This window comes from Flexivirga sp. G2 (assembly GCF_055397625.1).
On record NZ_AP039675.1, the window covers coordinates 35,065 to 51,124 of the forward strand.

General features: G+C 69.1%; 14 protein-coding genes. 8 read left to right on the forward strand and 6 right to left on the reverse strand.

Annotation, left to right across the window (positions count from 1 at the left end):
- The first annotated feature begins 52 nt into the window (after window positions 1-52).
- The 8 genes from ACZ50J_RS00165 to ACZ50J_RS00200 all read left to right on the forward strand — a co-directional run bounded on the left by ACZ50J_RS00165 (window position 53) and on the right by ACZ50J_RS00200 (window position 10,279).
- On the forward strand, window positions 53-1,102 hold the full coding sequence (locus tag ACZ50J_RS00165) for a hypothetical protein (protein ID WP_464299262.1): 1,050 nt from the start codon (window positions 53-55) through the stop codon (window positions 1,100-1,102).
- 7 nt (window positions 1,103-1,109) lie between these two features.
- Complete coding sequence (locus ACZ50J_RS00170; RefSeq protein ID WP_464299263.1) at window positions 1,110-3,419, forward strand: beta-ketoacyl synthase N-terminal-like domain-containing protein; 2,310 nt, start codon at window positions 1,110-1,112, stop codon at window positions 3,417-3,419.
- Window positions 3,420-3,430: 11 nt separating this feature from the next.
- Window positions 3,431-4,027, forward strand: coding sequence for a 4'-phosphopantetheinyl transferase family protein (locus ACZ50J_RS00175; protein ID WP_464299264.1), 597 nt, complete (start codon window positions 3,431-3,433; stop codon window positions 4,025-4,027).
- Complete coding sequence (locus ACZ50J_RS00180; protein WP_464299265.1) at window positions 4,024-5,244, forward strand: hypothetical protein; 1,221 nt, start codon at window positions 4,024-4,026, stop codon at window positions 5,242-5,244. The genes ACZ50J_RS00175 and ACZ50J_RS00180 overlap by 4 nt, the downstream gene beginning before the upstream one ends.
- On the forward strand, window positions 5,241-6,707 hold the full coding sequence (locus ACZ50J_RS00185) for a DHA2 family efflux MFS transporter permease subunit (RefSeq protein WP_464299266.1): 1,467 nt from the start codon (window positions 5,241-5,243) through the stop codon (window positions 6,705-6,707). The genes ACZ50J_RS00180 and ACZ50J_RS00185 overlap by 4 nt, the downstream gene beginning before the upstream one ends.
- Window positions 6,708-6,872: 165 nt before the next feature.
- The gene (locus tag ACZ50J_RS00190; RefSeq protein ID WP_464299267.1) at window positions 6,873-8,669 is read left to right on the forward strand and encodes a BTAD domain-containing putative transcriptional regulator; all 1,797 of its coding nucleotides are present in this window, start codon (window positions 6,873-6,875) and stop codon (window positions 8,667-8,669) included.
- Between the two features lie 207 nt (window positions 8,670-8,876).
- Entirely contained in the window at window positions 8,877-9,881 is a 1,005-nt protein-coding gene (gene sbnA / locus ACZ50J_RS00195) for a 2,3-diaminopropionate biosynthesis protein SbnA (RefSeq protein WP_464299268.1), read from the forward strand.
- Window positions 9,881-10,279 carry a hypothetical protein gene (locus ACZ50J_RS00200; protein ID WP_464299269.1) on the forward strand — a complete coding sequence of 133 codons (399 nt, stop codon included), beginning with the start codon at window positions 9,881-9,883 and terminating at the stop codon, window positions 10,277-10,279. The genes sbnA and ACZ50J_RS00200 overlap by 1 nt, the downstream gene beginning before the upstream one ends.
- A gap of 54 nt (window positions 10,280-10,333) precedes the next feature.
- Here the strand turns inward: ACZ50J_RS00200 and ACZ50J_RS00205 are convergent, their stop codons facing one another.
- The 6 genes from ACZ50J_RS00205 to ACZ50J_RS00230 form a co-directional block, all read right to left on the reverse strand.
- The gene (locus ACZ50J_RS00205; protein ID WP_464299270.1) at window positions 10,334-10,507 is read right to left on the reverse strand and encodes a hypothetical protein; all 174 of its coding nucleotides are present in this window, start codon (window positions 10,505-10,507) and stop codon (window positions 10,334-10,336) included.
- A gap of 368 nt (window positions 10,508-10,875) precedes the next feature.
- Window positions 10,876-11,907: a GH25 family lysozyme gene (locus ACZ50J_RS00210; RefSeq protein WP_464299271.1), complete on the reverse strand. Its 1,032-nt coding sequence runs from the start codon at window positions 11,905-11,907 to the stop codon at window positions 10,876-10,878.
- Window positions 11,908-12,088: 181 nt separating this feature from the next.
- Window positions 12,089-12,388, reverse strand: a complete 300-nt coding sequence (locus tag ACZ50J_RS00215; RefSeq protein WP_464299272.1) for a GIY-YIG nuclease family protein — start codon at window positions 12,386-12,388, stop codon at window positions 12,089-12,091.
- Between the two features lie 146 nt (window positions 12,389-12,534).
- Window positions 12,535-13,680 (reverse strand): alpha/beta hydrolase-fold protein, encoded by a 1,146-nt coding sequence (locus ACZ50J_RS00220; protein WP_464299273.1) that lies wholly within the window; start codon window positions 13,678-13,680, stop codon window positions 12,535-12,537.
- Complete coding sequence (locus ACZ50J_RS00225) at window positions 13,673-14,638, reverse strand: Type 1 glutamine amidotransferase-like domain-containing protein (RefSeq protein WP_464299274.1); 966 nt, start codon at window positions 14,636-14,638, stop codon at window positions 13,673-13,675. The genes ACZ50J_RS00220 and ACZ50J_RS00225 overlap by 8 nt, the downstream gene beginning before the upstream one ends.
- The gene (locus ACZ50J_RS00230; protein ID WP_464299275.1) at window positions 14,635-15,849 is read right to left on the reverse strand and encodes an ATP-grasp domain-containing protein; all 1,215 of its coding nucleotides are present in this window, start codon (window positions 15,847-15,849) and stop codon (window positions 14,635-14,637) included. The genes ACZ50J_RS00225 and ACZ50J_RS00230 overlap by 4 nt, the downstream gene beginning before the upstream one ends.
- Window positions 15,850-16,060: the final 211 nt, after the last annotated feature.

The following is a 16,060-nucleotide window of genomic DNA, read 5'->3' on the forward strand; positions in this document are numbered from 1 at the left end:
AACCATCGGACCACTACTCAGGACGAACCCAGAACCAAGGAAGGCACCGATCATGACTTCGCAGATGACCATTGTCACCGAGAACGACACTGCCGCAGCTCCGGGCAACGCCCAGGCGGCTGCCGCCGACTACACCACGATCCGGGAGTCCGTCGGCTGCTACCAGCCCAGCGGTGTGCTGGTGCGGATCAGCGGCGCCGACCGACTGGACTACCTCGACTCGATCATGAGCAAGGGCACCGAATTCGTCGAGCCCGACCAGGTCCGCGAGGTCATCCTGCTCGCGGACGACGGCGCGCCGTTCGCCGTCGTCACCCACTTCGAGATGGAGGAGGAGTCCTGGCTGCTCACCCAGACGCCGACCACCGTCGAGGCGGTCGAGGACTACTTCGCCGGTGCCGAGGGCGCCGAGGTCGAGGTCGGTCCGGCCGGCTGGGCAGCCTTCGCGTTCGAGGGTCCGGCCGCCTGGCGGGTTGCGGAGGGCTACGTCGACTTCGACATCTCCGGCCTGATCCTGCACCAGAGCGCACCCGTCGAGCTCGACGGGATCGAGGGCACCCACTACATCGCCCGGGTGGGAACGACCGGCGAGTACGGCTACCTGTTCCTCACCGACGCCTTCGAGCCGGTTCGCCTCCGGGTGAGTGCCGACGTCGTCGAGGCCGGGGGTCGCCCGGTTGCCGAGTCGGGCCTGGCCCGTGTGCAGGCCGAGGTCGGAAACCCGCTCTACCACAACGGATTCAGCGCGCTGCAGGTGCACGATGCCGACCTCGCGTGGCTGGTCGACTGGGAGCGCATCGGCGAGTTCCGCGGCTCGGACAACCTGACCCGTCCCGAGGCCGGCGATGCCAAGCTCACTCCGGTCGTGCTCGACGGGGACGCGCAGATCGCGCCCGGCGATGAGGTTCTCGCCGGTGACACCGCGGTCGGCACCGTGCTCTTCGAGGCCAGCCCGGGCAACGCCGACGAGCGACTCGCCTTCGTGCGGGTCGAGGCACCGTTCTGGGTTCCCGGCACGCCGCTGCAGGTCGGCGCCACCGGCGCGACCACGGTCAGCATCCCGCGCAAGGTCGCCAAGTCGACCACCGAGAAGATGGGCTGAGCGGGCCATGTCACGAGTCGTCGTCACCGGCCTCGGCCTGATCTGCGACGCCGGCAGTTCGGTCGCCGAGTGCTGGGAGAACCTCACGGCCGGCCGGGCCGGCATCCGCACGAACACGCTCTTCGACACCACCGGTATGCCGACCGACCAGGTCGGCCGGGTGGAGATGGAGACCCCCGAGGGCACCGATCGGTGTTACGCACTCGGCGAGGTCGCGGTGGCCGAAGCGCTGCAGGACGCGGGTCTCGACCCGCGTGCTCTCGGCGAGCGGGCCGGGTTCATCGTCGGCAGCAGCCTCGGCGCGATGCCGTCCCTGCAGGCCTTCCACCGCAGCTACGTCCAGCAGGGCGCCGAGCAGGCGCCGGATGCGCAGGCCGCGACCTCGGTCATCCACGTGGTGGCCGACGCCTTGGCCGCGAAGTTCGGCGTCACCGGGCCGCGGTCGGTCACCTCGAACGCGTGCGCGGCCAGTGCCGTCGCGATCGGGTACGCCGCCGAGTTGCTCTGGAGCGGCGAGGTCGACGCGGTCGTCTGCGGCGGGGTCGACCCGCTGGCGTCCTTGTCGGCATACGGCTTCAGCAGCCTGGGCGCACTCGCGGACGGGCCGTGCTCGCCGCTGTCAGGTTCGGACGGACTCACCCTCGGCGAGGGCGCCGCCTTCCTGGTGCTGGAGACCGAGGAAGCGGCCGCCGCCCGCGGAGCCACGGTGTATGCCGAGATCAGCGGCTACGGGTTGACCTGCGACGGCTACCACCAGACCGCGCCGGATCCGTCCGGTGACGGCGCGGTCCGTTCGATGAGCGAGGCGCTGCGCAGCAGCGGACTGGAAGCGACCGACGTCGACTACATCAACATGCACGGCACCGGCACGCCCACCAACGATGCGGTCGAGCCCAAGGCGGTCAAGTTGCTGCTGGGTTCGAACCCGACGCCGCCGGCGAGCTCCACCAAGTCGATGACCGGACACACGCTGGGTGCGGCCGGCGCGGTGGAGGCGATCTGTTCGGTGCTGGCGATCCGCGACGACATGCTGCCGCCGACGACGAACGTGCGTCCCGCCGCGAAGGACAACGGCCTGGACATCGTTCCGGGCGTCGGCCGGAAGCACGACACGACCGTCGCCCTGTCGAACTCCTTCGCCTTCGGCGGAAACAACGCCTCACTCGTCGTCACCGCACCGGGGCGTTCGACGCCACCGGCCAGGCCGGCGCGCCAGGTGCTGGTGACCGGCGTCGGAGCGGTGTCGGCGGGATCGGCGAGCGCGGACGAGGTCATCGAGAGTCTGACCGGCGGTGCTCCGACCTTCGGTGCTCCGACCGACATCGACGGGTTCGGCACCGCCGCCTTCGGCCGGGCCGACACCAAGTCGCTCGCCCGGAAGATCAATCCCGCCAAGGCCCGTCGGATGGACGCGCTCAGTGTCCTGTCGGCCGCCGCGACGGCGGATCTCTACCGGCAGATCGGGAAGCCGTCCCGCGCGGTGGCGACCGGAACCGGTGTCGTCTTCGGCACCGGCTTCGGACCGCTCAGCACCGTCGCCGACTTCCACACCGACCTGGTGCACGAAGGTGTCTCCGGCGCGAATGCACTCGTCTTCCCGAACACGGTCGTGAATGCGGCGGCCGGGCACCTGGCCATGTTGCACCGCTTCCGGGGGTATGCCGCCACCATCACCACCGGTGGCACGAGTGCGCTCGACTGCATCCACCTGGCATCACGGGTGATCGAGCGGGGCGCCGCCGACCGGATCCTGGTCGTCGTCGCCGATGAGTTCCCGCAGGTGGCACTCGACGTGCAGGCCGGTTTGCAGGACTACGCCCGCGACGGTGTCGTCCGAGTTGGCGGCCAGACCGGTCTGGTGCTGGCCGACGGGGCTGTCGCCATACTGCTCGAAACGCCTGACGCCTCAGCCGAATCCGGCACCACATCGTTGGCTCGCTTCGAAGGTTTCGGCTCCGTGTCGGACCTCAGTGGTCCCGGTCGGCTGGACCACACCGGGGCGGCCTGGGCGCGATCCATGGAGCTGGCCCTTGCCGGTGCCGGTCGCACCGCGGGTGACGCCGACCTGATCGTGTCTGCCGGCAACGGCTGCGACCTCGTCGACTCCGCCGAGCAGCTGGCGCTCAAGGCGGGTGGGCTGGAGGGTGTCCGGACCATCGCGCCCAAGCAGCACGTCGGTGAATCCTATGGATCAGCAGGCGGATTCGGACTCCTGGCAGCGCTGCAGCAGTTCGCTGCCGGCGACGCCCAGCGAGCGCTGTTGAGCAGTTTCGCGTACGGCGCGAGCTACCACAGTGCTGTCGTCAGCGCGGCCTGAAGGACCCGGACATGACCATCACGGCGCAGCGGCCGGCGAGTGTCGAGCAGACGCTCGGCGCGCCGCTGCGCTGGTTGGTATGGCGCTGCGACGCGCCCGCCCGTGACGAATTCGGCCGACGGCTGTCGGTCAGCGGCCGAGTCCAGTTGCGGCAGGCGGCGGCTCGGCTGCTCGGTGACGACCCCGGTGCGCCGGCCCGAGACGAGCACGGCCGGTGGCTGTGGCCGCAACTATGCCTGCACGGCTCGGTGTCGACCGTTCCTGGACTCGTCTCGGTCGCCCTGTCCACGATCGGGCCGGTGGGCGTCGACATCCAGGACGAGCGGCACCGGCCGCACGCAATCACCTGGGCACGACGGAAGCTCGGCGCCGAAAGTGCTTCTCGCAGTGTCAATCTCGGCGACTTCAGTGAGATCGAGTCGCTGCTCAAGGGGGCCGGCCTCGTCGACCGGCAGCCGGAGACCGTGGCGTTGCCGATGTGGCGCCCCGGCTGGCGCTCCACGCCGGACGGCTGGTGGGTGCGTTCCTCCCGCTTGGACGACCTGGCTGCCTTCGCGTCGATCGTCGCAACCGCACCCCGACCCGTCTCGATCGAAGGACAACCATGACAACCACCACGACTCCGACACGCGATTACCGACGCCGCGTCTCCCACGTCGAGCGCTCCTACCTCAACGCACTCGCCCAGGGCAGTGCGGCCACCATCCAGCTCGTCCTCGAAGGACAGGGTCACCTCGACCCGACCGTCCTGCAGCACGCGGTCGACGTCGCATCCGCCGCGAACCGCGGCATGCACGTCGTGCGCCGCGGCGGCTGGTGGAAAGCCGGCGGCGAGAGCCCGACCGTGCAGGTGATCGATCCGTCGAAACAGTTGCAGGACAACGAATTCGACGACCCGCGGGTGCACTCCGGGTTCGACATCGTGCGCGGACCGGTCTGCGGTGTGCTGCTGCAGCACCATCCTGACGGCACCTCCACCCTGATCTTCCGCACCAGCCACGCCGTGTCCGACGGTCGAGGCCTCGAGCACTGGACCAAGGACGTGTTCCGGGTCCTGCGTGGTGAGGAGCCGCGCGGGTCGGACAGTGTGCTCACGGACAAGCACTTCGCGGACAAGGCCGCAGCTGCGACGGGACGCGCCGGCGAGTTCGAGCCGTATGACGTGGGCTCCTTCGCCTCGCCGTTCGCACCGCCGGCCCTGGTGCCGACCGAACTCGGGGCTCCCGTCTGGACCCGGCGCCGCGTCGACGGCAAGCCCCCGGCGGCGATGGCCGCACGACTCGCGGTCGCCGTCGCTCGCTCGGTGCGCCGCCGCAGCAACGGTGCCGACGCCCGCGTCGTCATACCGGTCGACATGCGCCGGCACGACAAGTCGGTGAGCTCGACGGCGAACCTCAGCGCGCCGATCTTCCTCGACGTCGACGGTGACTCGGACTGGTCCGCGGTGCACGGGGAACTGCTCCTGTCGCTGATGTCCGCGCGGGAGGCGGCTCCCCTGGTGTCCGGCTACCGCGGCAGCAACGGTTTCGCACAGACCCTCGACGACGCCGCGGGTGGCACCCAGGTGGTCGACGCGGCCGAATGGCACCCGTGCACCGCGGTCATCTCGGACCACGGGACGGTGCCGCTGGACGGCTACCGGTCCGCCGACTTCGCGGCCGACTCCATCTACACGCTGCCGATGCTGGTGCCGTACTCGGCACTGTTCGTCAGCGCCTTCGGCACCGCCGGACACACCAATCTGACCATCTGCCACCGGGATCGGCCGGACGCGGTGGCTACGGCCAACTCCATTCTCGACACGGTTCAGGAGCTCATGGCATGACACTCGAAGACACCAGACCGGACACCACGCCCGCAGCACCGACCGCCCCGGCGAGCGACGCACCGGCCAGGTCACGCGCGGTCCCGGCCACGGCGGTGGTCGCCATCGCCGGCTCGTTCCTTCCGCTGCTCGACAGCACCGTCGTCAATGTCTCGCTCGACGCGACGGCACGGCAGCTCGGCGCACTCAGCGACGTGCAATGGGTGGTCACGGCATACCTGTTGGCGCTCGCGGCGACGATGCCGCTGGTCGGCTGGCTGACCCGCCGGTGGGGTGTGCGGAATGTCTTCGTCGGGTCGGTGCTGGGGTTCGGAATCGGTTCCGCCGTCTGCGCGTTCGCGCCGACGCTGCCGGTGCTGATCGGCGGACGCGTGCTCGCCGGATTCGCGGGCGGCGTGCTCGCACCCGTGTCGACCGTCGTCCTCGTGCGCAGCGTCCCCAAGGAGCGCATCGCCAAGGTCCAGGCCATGAGCGGGTCGGTCATGCTGATCGGGCCGCTGCTGGGACCGACGGTCGGCGGGCTGCTGATCGAAGCCGGCGGCTGGCCGGCCATCTACTGGATCAACCTGCCGCTCTGCGCGGTCGTCGCCGTCCTCGCCGCCCGCAACGTTCGCGGCGGCGGTGGTGAACCGGGCGCCGTGCTGGACAAGCTGGGTGCGGTGACCGGGCCGATGGCGGCCGTGCTGCTCGTGTTCGGCATACACCTCGCCGGGGTGGCCCAGGGCGTCACACCTGGCGCGGCACTGGCCGTCATCGGGGCCGTGCTGAGCGGAGCCGTCTTCGTGCGGGTCGAGTTGCGGCACCGGGCGCCGCTGACGGATCTGCGGTTGTGGTCCAACCGGATCTACCGACTGTCGGCGATGAACGTCTTCATGCTCGGTTTCGTGCTCTACGGACCAATGGTCGCGATGCCGCTCTACCTGCAGGTCGGTCGCGGCAACTCCGCCGTGTCGACCGGGCTGCTCATGTCCGTCGGAGGTCTCGGGGTCCTCGGGTCGGGAGTGTTGTCGAGCCGGGCGATCAAGCGTTTCGGCTGCGGCCCGCTGATGATCGTCGGCATCGTGCTCACCCTGGCTTCGACCGGCCCGCTGCTGTTGCTGCGGTCGGACACGCCCTACTGGTGGGTGCTGACCTGCCTGATCGTGCGCGGTGCCGGCGTCGGGCTGACCATCGTCCCCGCGATGACCAGCGCCTTCGCATCGATCAGCTCGAACGCGGTGGCGGATGCATCGCCGCAACTGAACCTGCTGCAGCGGATCGGCGGCGCCATCTCGGCCACGCTCATCACCGTGGTCGTGCAGCAGGCGCTGTCCCACCCGCACACGCAGCCGGGCAACGCGTTCGGCACGCCCTTCGCATGGGTCTTCGTCACCTCACTGGCGACCCTGGTGCCGGCGGTCGTCCTGGCCCGGGCGGAATTCTCCGGACGGCGGCAGAGCGCGGAGGCTGCGGCGCACGCCTGAACACCCCGTGCATGACCCGTCGGCGACAGCGCGCCGTCACCGCACTGACGAGCGGCTGACAGCGCGCTGACGGCCGCCCCTCCAGGGTCAGTGTTGGTCACATCGCGAATCACGGCATCCCCCGGCGCCGACGGCTCGCGGATCACCACGAGACCTGGAGGGGACATGATCGAACTCGGAGTGTTGGGACCGCTGCGGGCGACCGCCGGCGGAGGTGAGCTCTCGCTCGGCGGCCGACGCCAGCAAACCGTGCTCGCCGTGCTGGCGATGGCCGGCGGCGACGTCGTCGGCGTCGACCACCTGGGCGATGTGCTGTGGGGTGAGACGCCACCGTCGACCTTCCGCACGCAGGTCGCCATCTGTGTCGCCAATCTGCGCAAGCTGCTGGCGCCGCACGCGGAGGGCCCGACGATCCGGACCCTCAGCCCGGGCTACGCGCTGGTCCCCGAGGCGTTCGACATCGACGCCGACCTGTTCCGGTCCCTCGTCGAACGGGCTCGCGCCGTCCACCGCGACGGCGACGTCGCGGGCGCCGTTCGAACGATGGGCGACGCGCTCGCGCTCTGGCGCGGCGAGCCGCTGGCCGGCATCGACTCGGTCGAGGTGTCCGCCGCCGTGCAGGGCCTCCAGGAGCGCAGTCTCGATGCGGCCGAGGATCGCTTCGAATGGATGGCGGGACAGGACACCGATCGCGAACTGCTGCCCGAGCTGCGTGACTTCGTGGAACGGCACCCGACCAGGGAACGGTCGCGATGGCTGCTGGTCAATGCGCTGGCCCGAGCCGGCCGTCGCGTCGACGCGCTCGCGGACCTGCGGGCCTACCGGGAGTTCCTGCACGATCAGCTGGGCATCGACCCGCCCGAGGAGTTCGGGGCACTCGAGCGATCGCTGCTCGGGAGTCAGCCGGCGGCTCCGGGTCCGACCCCGATCGCCGAGGACGACCGGCAGAGCGCATCACCCGCGGACACCCTCGTCGAACCGGCGACCGTGCGCGCCTTCGGCCGAGAGGACGAGCTGGCCCTCCTCGACGAGGTATGGCGCGAGCGGGACCGCGACATGCGTCCCGTGGTGATCAGCGGGAAACCGCTCGTCGGCAAGTCCACCCTCGTGCGCGCGTGGTTGTCGCGTGCGGCCCAGCTCGGGGTGGGCGCCGTACACCGAGTGACGGCAACGGATTCCGGGCCCGACGTGCCGCGCCGTCTCCTGCTCGACGCGTTGCGGTCGATGACGCCCGAGCCCGTCGACGACACCGAGACGGAGATCGAGCTGCAGGACCGGCTGACCGGCGTGCTCGCGCGAACCGGCGGCGTGCTGGTCCTGGACGACATACCGACCGGGATGGTGGGGTTGCTCCCGGCGTCCGGACCGGACTCGGTCGTCATCGCCACCTGCCGCGGTCGGCGTGCCGGCACCGACGTGCGCTGCGTGCCGCTCTCGCCGTGGAGTCGCGGTGTCGCCGCGGAATACCTGTGCCGCCGGCTGTCGCCGGAGCGGGTCACCGACGATGTCGCGCTCGACCTGCTGTTGGCGACGACCGGAGGCGCGCCGGCGGTGGTTGTCGGTGTCGCCAATCTGTTGCGCAACCGCCCCCATTGGACGATCGGCGACCTCGCCGTGCACACCGAGGCGCTGCTGCGCGAGGTGTCGGAGGTGGACGCCGACGCGGCCGCCGCCATGCGATCGGTGCGCAGTCACCTGCGACCCGGATCGGTCCGCGCCTTGGTGGCGATGTCGTGGGGCACCTCGCGTCGCGCGACCGCGTCGGAGATCGCGCGCCGGTTGAACCGGCCCGCCGGCGAGACCCGCCGCGCCCTGGAACTGCTGGTCGACGAATGCGTCCTGCACGTGGCCGGGCGGGCCGACGACGGATCGTTCCGGTACGGCATCAGCGAGATGATGCTGGCCTGCGCGCGGCTGCTGGATGACGCCGATCACGCGTCATACCAACTGGTTCCGGCCTGACGTACCGGCGTTCGTCCCTGTCGCTCCCCTGTCACTCGCTGTCGCCGCCCGTCCTCGATGACGGGCTGATAACCGGTCGATGACACCGCTTCCTAACGTCACGCCCATAACCCGTCCATCAGGGCCGGGGCTCACGGTGGAGGAAGCGATGAATTGCTTGTCGCAGGGAGGGTGCACAACGGGTGCGATGCCGACGGGGTGGTCCACGTGCCTGTGGTGACCTCGCCGGAGCAGTTTCACGAGGACGCGCTGTTCGTCGACGTGCAGCGACAGACCGGTCGTCGAGTCCTGGTGAAGACCGAGGGGTTGAACTTCGCCGGCTCGATCAAGTTGAAGGCCGCGCTGTCGATGATCGATGCCGCGTTGGAGAAGGGGGAACTTCGACCGGGTATGACGATCGTCGAGTCGTCGTCCGGCAATCTCGGCGTCGCGATCAGTCTGATCGCCGCCAACCGGGGGCTGAACTTCATCTGCGTCACCGACGACCGCTGCAACCCGGCGACGGTTCGGCTGATGCGTGCCGTGGGGACGACCGTGCACATCGTGACCGAGCCGGACCCGGTCGAGGGCTACCTGGGCGCGCGGCTGCGCTTCGTGCGCAACCTCGCACAGCACGCAGATGTTCTCTGGCTGAATCAGTATGCGAATGAGGCGAATTGGGGGGCGCACTACCGGCGGACGGCGCCGGCGATCCTGCGTGAGGTGCCCGACGTCGACGTCCTCTTCGTCGGTGCCGGCACCACCGGGACACTGATGGGCTGCGCCCGTTACATGCGCGACGCCACGGCGGGTCGGGTGCGAGTCGTCGGCGTGGACAGTGTCGGCAGCGTCACCTTCGGGACGGATGCCGGACCGCGGCACGTTCCCGGCCTCGGTGCGGGGGTACGCCCGGCGATGTTCGACGGCACCGTGCTCGATGACACGGTGCTGGTGCCGGAGCGGGACGGCGTCCGCTTCTGCCGGCAGCTGGCGCGGACGGGGTTTCTCTTCGGTGGATCGACCGGGACGGTGCTCGCCGGTGCCGTGTCCTGGCTGACCGAGCACGACCCGGAGGGGGATCTGACCTCCGTGGCGATCGGGCCCGACCTCGGCGAGCGCTACCTCGAGACGGTGTATGACGACTCGTGGGTGGCCGAGCACTTCGGTGATCTGGCGACGTCCGCGGTCGACGAGTCCTCGCCCGGTCCTGCTCTCCTGGCGCGGAGTGCGTGATGGCGAGTCTCGAAGGAGAGCCGGTCGCAGTTGCGGACGGCCGTCGACGCGATCCGCGGATCAGTCGCCGGGCGAGTTCGGCCGGGCACGAGGTCTTCGTGGTCGACGTGCCGGGGCCGCCCGCCGCGGCCACCGTCGAAGTCCTGGACAGGGCACTCGTCGGTGCCGGAGCTTCGGACTCGCGGTGCCGGCTCGCACAGCGGGTGCAGGTCGACGATGCGTTCTTCGAGTTGACGGTGGACGAGCTCGTCGACGACTCGCGACCGGATGACGCGCTGGTGGTGAGCAGCAGATCCCAGCTGGCCGGGATCCGGACGCTCCCGGAAACGGCCGACTCCATGGCGGCGGGTGACCGCGAGGAGTCACGACTGCGGACGGTCCTGTGCGGGCAGACGTGAGGGCCGCCCGCCATACCGGCGAACGGCCCTCACGAGAAGTTTGTGATCAGTGGATCACCAGCAGCCGACGCACGGCGGAATCTCGCTGGTGTGGTCGCTGCCCACGGTCGTCGCACTCGCAGTGGCAGCTGCGTTGTGCGGAGCCGGTGCGGCCATCGCGGGTCCGGCGACGACGAGCGTGCTCGAGGTCATGGTGAGGACGATCGCGACTTTCTTGATGGCGTTCATTTCTTGGTAACCCCTCTTGTGATTGTCGTATCGGTCGAACTGTGCGTCCGAAGTTCCGATGACTTCACTCTGCCCACCCGCAAGCACTTTTGCACTGGTTATGTGCGGGGCGGAAAGAGCCATGGCAGCTTGTTACCCACACAACTCGGCAGTAGGAACTCGTTGCCACCCGCCTCCGACGTGTGCGTGCGGCGAACGGATCCGCGATCTGCCGAACGGCGCGAATCAACTTACGTAGCAGTAGCTTTCGCGCGGGTGAGCTCCCGCTCGCCGAGAGCGACGTGCGGTATGCCGGAAGTGGTCCGCTCCTGCACGCCATACGAACGCCCCCACCGGAGCAGGTCCGGTGGGGGCGTTCCGGTCGGCGGCTACTTGTTGTCGGCGAATGCCTTCAGTGCGGTCGCCGATCCGTTGAACTTGTTCTGGTCGATGCCGCCCGAGACGGCGTACTGCCAGATCGTCTGCTTGCCCCAGCCGCCGGGCAGCGTGCCGACCGAGGTCGGGTGGGCGAACCAGAGCGCGCTGCTGTGGAATGCCGTGCTGTTGCCGGTGCAGTCCTGCCACCACGAGCGGTTGGTGTAGATCATCGGCGTGCGACCCTCCTTCAGCTTGTACTCCGCGACGAAGGCCTTGATCCAGCTGACCATCGCCGCATCGGTCTTGCCGTAGCAGGAGCCTTCGACGTCCAGTGCGCCCGGCATGGTGTAGCCGTCGGCCTTCCAGGCACCGCCGTGCGCGATGAAGTAGTCGGCCTGCGCCTTGCCGGACGCGCCGGCCGGGTTGGCGAAGTGGTAGGCCCCGCGAATGATGCCGGCCTTGCGGGCTCCGCTGTAGTTGCGGGAGAACGTCGGGTCGGTCCAGGTGCTGCCCTCGGTCGCCTTGGCGTAGGCGAACTTCACGCCGGCGCTGTGCTGGGCTGCCCAGTCGATGGTGCTGTTGTTGTTGCTGACGTCGATGCCGCGCACGCTCGCCGGCGCCGCTCCGATGCGGTGCCCGGCGTTGTTGTTCTTCAGGGTCGCGTCCAGGTTTCCCTTGGCGCCGGCTGCGAACGGCTGTGCGTGCCCGGCATACCCGGAGTTGTAGTAGACGGTGACCGGCTTGCTGGTGCGGTTCCACACCGAGGCCGCGTGGTTCTTCACGCACAGACCCTTGCCGGCTCCGGCGCCCTTGAACTCGTAGCAGCCCGGCTGCGTCGCACCGTAGTCACTCACCGACGTGCTGAAGTCCGACACCGACCCGGCCTCGCCGGAGTTGTAGTAGAGGCAGAACTCGCCGGACTCGCAGACGCCGTTGCGTGCTGTCGCCGCATGCGCCGTCGGCGCGGCGAGGCCGCCGATCCCGACGAGCATGGTGGGCGCCGCGATGAGAGCGGCGGTGAGGGTGAACTTCGTCCTGCGCATGGTGGTCTCCTCCTGGTCCGGTGTGAACAGGAAGCAGCCTGCCGGGGCGCGCTGCGATGCCACTGCGATGGCGCTGCGAGTCCTTCGCAGCGGTACGCGGGTCGAGTAGGGCGGGTCGAGCACGCGAGGGGAGCACGCGGGTCGAGTAGGGCGAGGTACGAGCCCGTATCGAGACCTAGGCTCATCCTTTGCTCGGCCGATTCCAGTTGCGCTTCTTGGAAAGGCTGGGAAGCAGATCGAACCGGCCCGCGATGAGCGCCTCGCGTTTAGCACGACTCCATCCCTGGACCTTCTTCTCGAGTTCGTAGGCGATCCCTATGTGCTCAGCCTCTTGTGCCCACACAAGCTGGACCGGAAGCCGCTTGCGCGTGTAGTCGCCGCCTTCGCCCGCCGCGTGCTGCATCATCCGGAAATCGAGATCTCGTGTGCTGCCGACGTAGTAGGAGCCATCGCCGCATTGAAGGATGTAGGTCCATGCCATCACTGAAATATGGGCGATCCCGAAACGGAAGCGGCAGAGGATTTCGTCGACCTGTGGATGGACGATCGCCGGTGCGGAGGATGGGGACCTGGGTTTCGATACGTTCCCCCGCTTCGCTCCTCCACTACTCAACCCGCGTTGGTGGCTTACTCGTAGACGTACTTCTGCGGGCCGGGGTAGATCCAGGACAGGCCGTCGCGCAGCCGGTCCCGCCAGTCCTCCCACGAGTGCCCGTCCCGGGCCTCGACATACCGGATCCGCATCCCGGCTCGCTCGAAGACCGGCACCATCGACCGGTTGGGGACGATCAGCGGCTCGTAGGTTCCACATGAAACGAACATCCGGTCGGCGACCTTGCGGGGCGTGGCGCGGTAGCGGTTCATGAACCGCACGACCGGGTCGAAGACGTCACCGCCGCCGTGGTCGCTGCCGATGTCGGTGAAGACGAAGGACCCGGACTGCACGAGCAGCGAACCGAACAGGTCGGGATAGCGGTATGCCGTGGACAGGCTCGCGACGCCGCCGAACGACGCGCCCATCAGGCAACGCCCGGAAGGCTTTGCCAGCAAAGGAAATTGGTCCTCCAGGGTGGGCAGCAGCTCCTTGGCGATGAAGCGTGCGTGCTGCACCGAGTTGGCGTATTCCTTGTTGCGGTCGCCGGGGTTGGAGAAGACGACGATCGTCTCGGCGACGTCGAGCCGATGGATCAGGTTGTCCAGGACGGTCTGCATCGCCGCGTAGTGCAGGTAGTCGTCACCGTCGTGCACGATCAGCAGCGGATAGGTGTGGGTGGTGCGGAACCTGGCGGGCAGGTAGACCCGGCACTCGCTCTGTCGGCGCAGTGCGGCGGATTGCACTGTCAGATCGACGATTTCGCCCGGGCGTGCGTCGGGATCCGGGTGCACCCAGTCAGGCACGACGTATCCCGTCGCCTGGCAGACCGACGACGAACCGACCGGACTGTTGGCGACGTGCGGGTTCAGCGGGTCGTTGCCCTCCTCGTGGTGGTCGCCGCGGCGCACCTCGAGCTGGTATTCGACGCGGGACCCCGCGGGCAGTTCGAGGATGACGAACCACAGCGCCGTTCCGGGCAGTCGGCGCATCGGCACCCGCTGGGGCTGGCCGACGATCCGGTGCCGCACCCACACCTCGTCGGCGTCACCGCGGTAGAGGAAGGTGCACTTCTCGCCTTCGACGATCGGCACAGTGTGCTGCTGGAGGAACCGGTCGATCGCGTTGTCGTCCAACGGTTTCCGCGCCCGCAGCCGGTGTATGGCGAGCTGGTCAGGCATGATCCACCCCAGCGGTCGATGCAGCACCGAATGTGCGCACCACGCCGGACGTGTCGATCACCGGTGCGTCCGAGGGCAACGAACCGTCCGCGGTCAGCTGCACCCTTGCTCCCGGGTCCAGCGGCACGCACGCGGCCGGCGCGAAGCGTCGCGCCAGCAGCCCCATCCGGGCGGTCTCCTGCATCTGCAGCCGCTGCCGGGCGGACGGCAGCACGACGGCATCCGGCACCAGGCCGAGCCCGTCGTCATACACCTCGGGCGCTCGCGGCCCGCGAGAAGCGTTGTCGTTGAAGAGAACAACGCGTTCGGTCAGCACCATCGCACCCGCTGACCAGGCGATCACCGGCAACCGGTCCAGACCCGCCGGCACCACGTTGAAGAGGTGCAGGGCGTCCAGCAGCTCACCGACGTGTCCGCCGGTGATGACCACGGCGCCGGCCGCCGCGAGCAGCTGCGCCACTTCGGCACGGTGTGCCGCGATCAGCGGGTGCTCGTGCGGCCGGGTCGCCTCGTAGAACGTCGCGTTGATCTCGCGCACCCGCTCCAGGTGTCGGCGGTCCAGCGACCGGAGCACCTCCTCGGCATCGCTGAGCGCGAATCGCTGTGCGCGCTCGGAGCGTTCGACCTGCGAGCGCAGCTCGGTCAACGCCCGGGAGGTATGCCGGACACCGATCAGGTAGAGCTCCTGCAGATCGGTCAGCTCGACCGTCCGGCGCCGGTGTGCTGCAGCGAAATCCGGGTCGCGGTCCAGCACGTCCTGACGACGGGACCACAGCGCGAGATTGGTGGCGTGATCGCCGAGGTGCCGGCCGAGTTCGGCGTCGGCGAGCTCGCGTTCCTGCCAACCCGCGGTGACGGTGGCAAACGGTCCGTCGAGACCGAGCTCGGCCACGACCTTGTCCAGACCCGGTCGTCGCTGCGGACCGAGCAACACGATCGGTGCCGCGGACCTGCTCACTCCGCGTGGACCTGCACCGTGCGTCCGACGTCGTCGAGCATGCCGCGCAGGGCGTCGTAGTCGGGGTGCTTCATCCGGATCCAGGCATTGGCCATGTAGCCGGCCTCGATCGGTTGGGTCGCGGCGCCGACCGGCAGGTGGGAGTCCAGAATCCATTCGCCATACCGGGCGTTGATCTCGTCGAACCCGTCGATCGAGGTGATGGTGCCGTCGCGATCGGGGCGCAGCGCGATGATGCCGGCGGCATACGCCCGGGTCGGGACGTGCCACACCCGGTGGTGCACGATCGCGTCCGCCCAGGCGCGGTAGATGTCGATGTCGTTGCCCGCGGAGTAGAGGTCCCAGCAGCCGACGCCGGGCGGTCGGGCGCCGATCTCGCTGAACCGCAAGCCCTTCGGGCTGACGAAATACTCCATGTGGGTGGGTGCGGTGTGTATGCCGAGCACCTCGTTGACCCGCTCGCCGAGCTCGCGCAGCTCCGCGTAGAACGGTGCGGAGTCGACCCGGTTGGTGGAGATGTACTGCGGACTGACCCAGCGGGTGCGCATCGCCTCGAGCACGCCCGGGTAGTAGTGCGAGGCGAAGTCGAGCGCGACATGGCCGTCGACGCTCAGGGTGTCGTAGAAGCCTTCGTGACCCTCGACGAACTCTTCGATCGCGATCGAGTCGGTGGCGCCGAATGTCGCTGCGGTGTCGACGAGTTCGCGGAAGTTGTCGACGCGTGTGGTGCCGCTGGCTCCGGCGCCGGCCCGCGGTTTGAGGATGACCGGGTAGCCGTGCTCGTCGACGAAGTCACGCAGGTCGTCGAGATTGTGCGCGGCCGCGGAGGCGGCGGTCGGCACGTCGGCCGCGCGCAACGCCTCCTTCATCGCCGGCTTGTCGCGGCACAACCAGGTGGTGCGCACCGACGTGCCCGGTATGCCGAGCGCCTCCCGCACGATCGCTGCCGGCAGCGTGTGCGACTCGATCGTCGCCTCCATGCCGTCGATCCAGGCGATCGACTGGAAGTGCTCCACCGCGATCCGCAGCTGGTCGACGTCGGTGACCGAGCCGATCTGGTAGTAGTGATCGATCCAGGACTGCAGCTCCTCGTCGAGCCACTCCCAGGGCGTCTCCCCGACCGCGAAGACAGTCGCTCCCACCTCGTGCAGCGCACGCGCGAACTCGCGCTGATTGCGCGGGAAGTTCGGCTCGACGAAGACGATGTTCATGAGACGTCAGGCTAACGGCATTCCGGCGTCCCGCACCACGACGGAAACTGCGCGCTGGCCATGCCGAGCGTCTCGGTGCGCCGTGCCTCGCACCGGCGGAGAACTTCAACCCGGAGGATCGGGTCGGCCCAGTTGGCGCGCTGCGCGAACGCGACGCGTCTATCCGCCCAGATTGACACAGCCCCTTGCCGCAAGAACTGGCCCGGAAGCG

What these genes read in the sequence shown, in the direction of transcription:
- ACZ50J_RS00180 (WP_464299265.1), top strand. Translation starts at nt 4,024, where the DNA reads ATGACAACCACCACGACTCCGACACGCGATTACCGACGCCGCGTCTCC.
- ACZ50J_RS00190 (WP_464299267.1), top strand. Translation starts at nt 6,873, where the DNA reads ATGATCGAACTCGGAGTGTTGGGACCGCTGCGGGCGACCGCCGGCGGA.
- ACZ50J_RS00200 (WP_464299269.1), top strand. Translation starts at nt 9,881, where the DNA reads ATGGCGAGTCTCGAAGGAGAGCCGGTCGCAGTTGCGGACGGCCGTCGA.
- ACZ50J_RS00230 (WP_464299275.1), bottom strand. Translation starts at nt 15,849, where the DNA reads ATGAACATCGTCTTCGTCGAGCCGAACTTCCCGCGCAATCAGCGCGAG.
- ACZ50J_RS00185 (WP_464299266.1), top strand. Translation starts at nt 5,241, where the DNA reads ATGACACTCGAAGACACCAGACCGGACACCACGCCCGCAGCACCGACC.
- ACZ50J_RS00175 (WP_464299264.1), top strand. Translation starts at nt 3,431, where the DNA reads ATGACCATCACGGCGCAGCGGCCGGCGAGTGTCGAGCAGACGCTCGGC.
- ACZ50J_RS00205 (WP_464299270.1), bottom strand. Translation starts at nt 10,507, where the DNA reads ATGAACGCCATCAAGAAAGTCGCGATCGTCCTCACCATGACCTCGAGC.
- ACZ50J_RS00220 (WP_464299273.1), bottom strand. Translation starts at nt 13,680, where the DNA reads ATGCCTGACCAGCTCGCCATACACCGGCTGCGGGCGCGGAAACCGTTG.
- ACZ50J_RS00165 (WP_464299262.1), top strand. Translation starts at nt 53, where the DNA reads ATGACTTCGCAGATGACCATTGTCACCGAGAACGACACTGCCGCAGCT.
- ACZ50J_RS00170 (WP_464299263.1), top strand. Translation starts at nt 1,110, where the DNA reads ATGTCACGAGTCGTCGTCACCGGCCTCGGCCTGATCTGCGACGCCGGC.
- ACZ50J_RS00210 (WP_464299271.1), bottom strand. Translation starts at nt 11,907, where the DNA reads ATGCGCAGGACGAAGTTCACCCTCACCGCCGCTCTCATCGCGGCGCCC.
- ACZ50J_RS00215 (WP_464299272.1), bottom strand. Translation starts at nt 12,388, where the DNA reads ATGGCATGGACCTACATCCTTCAATGCGGCGATGGCTCCTACTACGTC.